Raw genomic sequence first — 6961 nt, 5'->3', positions numbered from 1 at the left:
CTATAGCTACAGTCACTTGACTTAGGACATAAACCCCAAGAATTGATTGGCGGCGCTTCGCGCCGCCAATCAATTCTTGGGGTTTATGTCTTATTAGACTTGGCGACAGCTATACGACTCGATAGAAAGTATGATCGGAGCAGGGGCGATCGCCTTTAACTAAAAACGAAATGAACCTGATAATATAGAAATAATATTTTTGTCGTAGGCAGGGCATAACCGCCATGATGATTCAAACCTTACCGAAAGTAACGACCTTTGATGAATTTGTGGAATTTCTTCCTGAAAATTCTGGCGTGCGTTACGAACTACATAACGGAAATATTATTGAAATGGCTCAACCAGTTGGAGATCACGAAGAATCTAAAGGATTCTTGACCGTTAAGCTTAGTGGAATAATCGATCGCTTAGACTTGCCATATCTCATTCCTAACCAAGCAATTGTCAGACCTGAAGGCAAAGATTCTGGATATTTCCCAGACATATTAGTGGTAAATCGCGCCAATCTGCCCAATGAACCACGATGGAAAAAAGAATCAGTGCTTAGTCAGGGTGCATCCATACCTTTAGCGATCGAAATTGTATCTACTAATTGGCGAGATGATTATCATTTGAAATTTGCCGATTATGAAGAGATGGGAATAGCTGAATATTGGATTATTGATTATGCTGCATTGGGCGGACGCAACTTTATCGGTAATCCCAAGCAACCGACCATCTCGGTTTGTAATTTGGTGGATGGAGAATATCAAATTAGCAAATTTCAAAATAGCGATTGCTTGATCTCGCAAATTTTCCCTGAGCTAAACCTCACTGCCAATCAAATTTTTAGATCAGGGCTTCCCAATTAAAAATCACATCAGGAAATGGAAGCAGAGAGAGCGTATCACCCTGCTCATAGCGCTGCGATCGCTTATAGCCTGAAGCTGATGGTTGCGAATATCCTTCGATAATTTGTTGATTGACATCAAATAGCCACATTTCAGGAATCCCATTGGCAGCATATAACGGCATTTTTACATCGCGGTCATAAGCGATCGTGCTGTCAGCAACTTCGATAATCAACAAAATATCCTCTGGTGTTGGCAAAGCACTAGCATAAAAATCATCACGTAACTTTAAAATTGCTAGGTCGGGCTGTGGTTCAGATCTATCGCTTAAATGAATGGGATTTTGCGTCCAAATAATTGTCTGATCGCCTAATTTTCTTTCAAACTGTTTAGTCAAACGAGCTACACAAACTGCGTGCTTGATGCCAATTGGGGACATTTGTATGATTTCTCCGTTGATTAATTCATAGCGATCGCCTTCTGCAAACACCCCCGCATCGTGCATGAGATGGTATTGCTGCACCGTAAATCTATGAATATTGCTCGTAAAATTGGGTGTAACTAGTTGGGCTGTCATCGTATTTCACCTCAATTCAGGTAGGTTAGAGCTTTCATGCTAAATATTTAGTATTATTAAGATTCAAGACTCGCGATCTAAGCGATCGCTAGCTTTCTTATTCGCATATTTTCGCATATTGATTGATAAGTAATGGACACTAGATACAATCCCCAGCAGATCGAACCCAAGTGGCAAAAAGTTTGGGCTGAGAAACAACTTGACAAGGCAAATAACGACGCAATTGGTTCTGAAACCAACAAAAAGAAATTCTATGCGCTGTCAATGTTTCCCTATCCATCGGGTGATCTGCATATGGGGCATGTCCGCAACTATACGATCACCGATGTGATTGCCCGTTACAAAAGAATGCAGGGCTATCAAGTATTGCACCCGATGGGCTGGGATGCCTTCGGGTTGCCTGCGGAAAATGCGGCGATCGATCGCAATACGCACCCTGCGAAATGGACTTACGCCAATATCGACAATATGCGATCGCAACTTCAGCAAGTGGGCTTGTCCTACGACTGGGAGCGTGAGTTAGCGACCTGTTCGCCCGACTATTACAAATGGACGCAATGGATCTTTTTGCAATTTTTGGAAGCGGGGTTGGCATATCAAAAGGAAGCTAAGGTTAACTGGGATCCGATTGACCAAACCGTAATTGCCAACGAACAAGTGGATAGTGAAGGTCGATCTTGGCGATCGGGGGCATTGGTGGAGAAGCGCAAGTTGCGTCAATGGTTTTTGAAAATCACCGACTATGCCGAGCAGCTTTTGCAGGATTTGGATAAGCTCAATGACTGGCCCTCTAGTGTCAAGATCATGCAAGCCAACTGGATCGGCAAGTCCACAGGCGCGGAGCTAAGTTTCCCCATCGTTGGCAGTAAAGAGAAAATCACTGTTTTTACGACGCGACCCGATACAGTTTATGGCGTGAGCTATGTCGTGCTTGCTCCAGAGCATCCTCTGGTCGAGACTTTGACCAATGCTACTCAAAAGGAAGCCGTTAGCAAATTTATTGAAGAAGTCAAAAATCTTAGCGAAATCGATCGCACTTCCGACGATCGCCCTAAACGTGGCGTAGCGATCGGTGCGAGTGTGGTTAATCCCTTCACTGGCAAAGATGTTCCCATCTGGATTGCCGATTACGTTCTCTTTGAATATGGTACAGGTGCAGTGATGGGCGTTCCCGCCCATGATGTTCGCGATTTCGTCTTTGCGAAGCAGTATAACCTTCCCATTCAAACCGTCATCACCTCTAACTCCCCTGTCCCTATGGGAGAGGAGCAGGGGGTGAGGGAATCCGCTTACACCGAATCAGGGATTATGGTCAATTCGGGAGAGTTTGACGGCTTAGATTCCGTAACGGCGAAAACTAAGATTGTGGAACTCGCGGAAAGGAATCAATGGGGAACCGCCAAAATTACCTATCGCTTGCGTGACTGGTTGATTTCGCGCCAAAGATATTGGGGCTGTCCGATTCCCGTCATCCATTGTCCAAAATGCGGAATAGTTCCCGTGCCCCATGCCGACTTGCCGATCGCTTTGCCCGAAGATGTCGAACTCACAGGTCGCGGCGCTTCCCCCTTGGCACAATTGGACTCTTGGGTAAATGTCCCCTGTCCTAAATGCGGCACAGCCTCCAAGCGCGAAACTGACACGATGGACACCTTTATCGATTCCTCTTGGTATTTCTTGCGCTTTGCCGATGCGCGGAATGATCAAGAAATTGGCGATCGCCATGCTATTAATAACTGGATGCCCGTCGATCAATATGTCGGCGGCGTAGAACATGCGATTTTACACTTGCTCTATTCCCGCTTTGTCACTAAAGTTTTGCGCGATCGCGGCTTACTCGATTTCGATGAACCCTTTACGAGATTGCTCACGCAGGGCATGGTGCAGGGCTTAACCTACATGAATCCTAACAAGGGCGGTAAGGATAAATGGGTTCCTTCAGCTTTAGTCGATCCGAAAGATCCCAAAGATCCCCAAACAGGCGAACCTTTGCAAGCGCTATTTGCTACGATGTCCAAATCTAAGGGCAATGGTGTATCACCTGTAGACGCGATCGCTAAGTATGGAGCCGACACTTTGCGGATGTTCACGCTCTTTAAAGCTCCTCCTGAAAAGGATTTGGAATGGGAAGATGCGGATGTCGAAGGTCAACAACGCTTCTTAAATCGGGTATGGCGCTTGGTGTCTAGTTTTGCAGAAACTAAGCAGAATGATATTTCTAAGAAAGTTGATAAGAATCTCCGCCGAGCTATTCATATTGCGATTAAGGAAGTATCCGAAGATTTCGATGGTGGTTATCAGTTGAATACTGCCATTTCCGAATTGATGAAGCTCAGTAATGCCTTGCAGGATGCTGAGGATAAGAGTTCGGCTACTTTCCTAGAAGGTATCGAAACCCTCTTAACTTTGCTTGCTCCCTTTGCGCCACACATTGCGGAGGAACTTTGGTCATTGATTGGTCACACAGATTCTATCCATTTACAGCCTTGGCTTACCCACGATCCCGATGCGCTCACCGTTGATGAGATTACGCTCGTAATTCAAATCAATGGCAAAGTACGCGGTAGTCTCCAAATGCCATCTAGGGCAAGCAATGATAAGCAAGCCTTAGAAGAATATGCCCGCAGTTCGGAAGCGGCGCAGAAGTATCTCGAAGGTAAGGAGATTAAGAAGGTGATTGCTGTCGTCGGGAAGTTGGTGAATTTTGTAGTTGTCTAAGTTTGTGGGTGGTGTTTATCATCACCCCATCTATTTACTCAATAACGCGGCGATATCTTTATGGAAGAATTATTGACTCTGAAGGAATTGTTAGTTTGTGGGGATATTCCTGCGGCGATGGTTTTGGTTGAGGAAATGACGGAGATGAGTAAGGATGACAAAATTAGCAAAATTTTTAGCTACAGTATTATTTTATTAGTTCATCTCATCAAGCAAAAGGTAGAAAAGCGCACTACGCGATCGTGGGATCTTTCAATTTATAACTCGACAACTCAAATTCGGCGTGCAAATCAGCGTCGTAAGGCTAAGGGAACTTATCTTAGTAAATTAGAACTTAGTGAAACTTTAGCAGAAGCTTATAATATTGCACTGGCTAGTGCAGCGATCCAGGCTTTTGAGGGACGCTATGAGGCGGATGAGTTAGCAGCAATGTGCGATCGCGATGAGATTTTGGCAGATGCAGTAAAATTAATTGAGCAAGAATCAGTTAATTAAATTTCAACTTTATTTAGTTGATTACCTAGATAATTTTATACTTTATGTCCGCAATAAATTACACCAATAAGTAAATATGAAAATCAAACAATTAAGGATGCAATCATTTCGTGGTATCAGTGATCTAACCCTAGATCTTGATCCGCAGCTTAATTTATTAATTGGTAACAATGGTACAGGCAAGTCAAGTATTCTCGATTGCCTAGGTGCTTTTATTGAACACATCTCCGATCAAGTTAAATTGTTATATCAAAACCAAAATAATCTCAATCAGTTTATAGCTAAACAATTTAAGCCTATTTTCAAAGATGATGATATTCCTGTTGGTATTACAGAGGAAATTGAAATTCAATTAATAACTATTCTTAATTCTTTGGAATTTCAAATCTCCATACAAAGAATGAAAGGTACGCCATCCAAGGTGTCAGTTGAAATTAAAGATTTATCTTTAGCAACAAATTATTTAAAAAGCCTATTTCACGCAGAGAATATACCCGTTCTGATCTACTACTCAGTAAAGCGCGATATTCTTTTTGAGGTATTGCCAGACTCCATAGAAGATAAAAACTATAGTATTCTCAATGCTTATAATCGTGCTTTTATAGGTGGACAAGTTATTTTTAAAGAATTTTTTGAATGGTTTAAGTTACTTGAAGAATTAGAAAATGAACGAATTAGAGACAACCCAAGTTATCGGGACAAACAATTAGAATCTGTACGTCAAGCAATTTATACTTTTCTGCCAGAATTTAAAGATCTCCGAATTCGTCGTCGTCCTGAACTACGCATGACTGTTACGAAAAATGATGCTGAACTAACGATCAATCAACTGTCTGATGGCGAAAAGAACTTATTAGCAATGGTTGCTGACTTGGCAAGAAGATTGGCGATCGCTAATCCTGAAGTGGAAAAACCTGTTGAAGAAGGTAGCGGTGTAGTCTTAATTGATGAGATCGAGCTACATCTACATCCTAAATGGCAACGCATGGTTATACCTGCATTATTGGACACTTTCCCCAACTGTCAATTTATAATTACAACCCACTCACCACAAGTGCTAGGCGAAGTCAAAGATGGAAAAATCTATCGACTTGCTAATACAGAATCAGGAGTTACCGCAGAAATCGTCAGAACCTATGGCAGAGATAGCAACCGCATTCTCGAAGATGAAATGGGAGTTCCTAAACGCAGTCAAGAAATCAAAGATGGTTTGAGGGACTTATTCAGACTGATTGATGATGGTAATTTACCGAAAGCTAGAGAGTTGCAGGAATACCTGAAGGGCGAAATTGGATTTGATGAGCCAGAATTTGCTAGGGCAGATGTATTAATTCATCGGAAAGAAGTTTTGGGAAGATGAGATATATCAAGAAAGGGCAAGAACCGCAAAGTTTTACTGACTGGAAATCCCAAGAAAATGATGACTGGAAACCAACTTATAAAACATTACGAGGTCAAATTAAAGCTGAAGTACATGATGCCTTATTGGAAGAGCAAAGTTATACCTGCTGTTACTGTGGTATGAGCATCACAAGGAATATCAGTCATATTGAGCATCTGCAACCGCAAAATGATAAAACGCCAAACTTGCCAAAGGATCTAGCTCTAGCAATAGATTTCACTAATCTCTTAGCATCATGTGGCATCCCAGAAAAGTCAAATCTAGAATACGAGAAAATCCTACATTGTGTGTATCACTGTGGCATTAAGAAAGGGAATAATTTACTTGCTGTCCATCCCTTACAACCAGATTGTGATGTTTTCTTTCGATATCTATTAATACCACAAGGTGAAGAATATGATGTGGAAATTCTGCCTACAGAAGAACCTGATAAACAACAATTAGCTGCTGATACGATTAAAACTTTAAATCTTAACTATTCTAAATTAATAGCTATGCGTGGATCTGCAATTAAAGGAGCTTTAGAAGCAATCGAAGGATTAACACAAGAAGAAATTGAGATATTTATTAAATCCTACGAACAGCCAAATCAACAAGCTTTTAGCTTTGCGATCGCCTATATTCTTAAGCAATTTCTAGATCCAAATTGAATAATCACTGTGGGAATTTACCTTCATGTAATCCTTTGAAATTGATAAGTAAGTAGTTCGGCATAATTAAAAACCAAAACCAGAGAGCATACCGCCCGCGTAGCGGGCGGTATGCTCTTCTGGGGTTTAAGTTTACTTATGCCTAGCTACTTAGCAGATTATTAAGCCATTAAAATTTTGCGGATATTACATTCAGAGTGAAATTTATCAGATTAGATTTTAGCGGAATTCAAGTATTCGGTTTATCAACTAGAATTAGCGATCGCGAGAGATTTCTATGCAAAACAAA

The 6961-nt window shown here is 41.7% G+C and carries 6 protein-coding genes; 5 read left to right on the top strand and 1 reads right to left on the bottom strand.

The window, feature by feature from the left end; translation table 11 throughout:
- Window positions 1-227: 227 nt before the first annotated feature.
- A complete protein-coding gene (locus AC805_RS11710) occupies window positions 228-851 on the top strand; it encodes a Uma2 family endonuclease (RefSeq protein WP_055075610.1) in 624 nt (207 codons plus the stop codon).
- Here the strand turns inward: AC805_RS11710 and AC805_RS11705 are convergent.
- Complete coding sequence (locus AC805_RS11705; RefSeq protein ID WP_055075609.1) at window positions 829-1407, bottom strand: Uma2 family endonuclease; 579 nt, start codon at window positions 1405-1407, stop codon at window positions 829-831. The two genes, AC805_RS11710 and AC805_RS11705, sit on opposite strands and share 23 nt — an antisense overlap.
- A gap of 132 nt (window positions 1408-1539) precedes the next feature.
- On the opposite strand from AC805_RS11705, the gene leuS reads away from it, so the two are divergent.
- The 4 genes from leuS to AC805_RS11685 all read left to right on the top strand — a co-directional run bounded on the left by leuS (window position 1540) and on the right by AC805_RS11685 (window position 6672).
- Entirely contained in the window at window positions 1540-4125 is a 2586-nt protein-coding gene (leuS, locus tag AC805_RS11700) for a leucine--tRNA ligase (RefSeq protein WP_055075608.1), read from the top strand.
- Window positions 4126-4185: 60 nt separating this feature from the next.
- Window positions 4186-4620, top strand: coding sequence for a DUF29 family protein (locus tag AC805_RS11695; RefSeq protein WP_055075607.1), 435 nt, complete (start codon window positions 4186-4188; stop codon window positions 4618-4620).
- A 76-nt stretch (window positions 4621-4696) separates the two neighbouring features.
- Window positions 4697-5980 (top strand): AAA family ATPase, encoded by a 1284-nt coding sequence (locus AC805_RS11690; RefSeq protein ID WP_055075606.1) that lies wholly within the window; start codon window positions 4697-4699, stop codon window positions 5978-5980.
- Window positions 5977-6672, top strand: coding sequence for a retron system putative HNH endonuclease (locus AC805_RS11685; protein ID WP_055075605.1), 696 nt, complete (start codon window positions 5977-5979; stop codon window positions 6670-6672). The genes AC805_RS11690 and AC805_RS11685 overlap by 4 nt, the downstream gene beginning before the upstream one ends.
- Window positions 6673-6961: the final 289 nt, after the last annotated feature.

Source organism: Pseudanabaena sp. 'Roaring Creek', assembly GCF_001402795.1.
Taxonomy (GTDB): domain Bacteria; phylum Cyanobacteriota; class Cyanobacteriia; order Pseudanabaenales; family Pseudanabaenaceae; genus Pseudanabaena.
Note: the sequence above shows the minus strand (reverse complement) of the source record. Positions and strands in the feature narration are given on the sequence as shown.

Coding starts and splice junctions, on each gene's coding strand:
- AC805_RS11710 (WP_055075610.1), top strand. CDS start 228: ATGATTCAAACCTTACCGAAAGTAACGACCTTTGATGAATTTGTGGAA.
- AC805_RS11705 (WP_055075609.1), bottom strand. CDS start 1,407: ATGACAGCCCAACTAGTTACACCCAATTTTACGAGCAATATTCATAGA.
- leuS (WP_055075608.1), top strand. CDS start 1,540: ATGGACACTAGATACAATCCCCAGCAGATCGAACCCAAGTGGCAAAAA.
- AC805_RS11695 (WP_055075607.1), top strand. CDS start 4,186: ATGGAAGAATTATTGACTCTGAAGGAATTGTTAGTTTGTGGGGATATT.
- AC805_RS11690 (WP_055075606.1), top strand. CDS start 4,697: ATGAAAATCAAACAATTAAGGATGCAATCATTTCGTGGTATCAGTGAT.
- AC805_RS11685 (WP_055075605.1), top strand. CDS start 5,977: ATGAGATATATCAAGAAAGGGCAAGAACCGCAAAGTTTTACTGACTGG.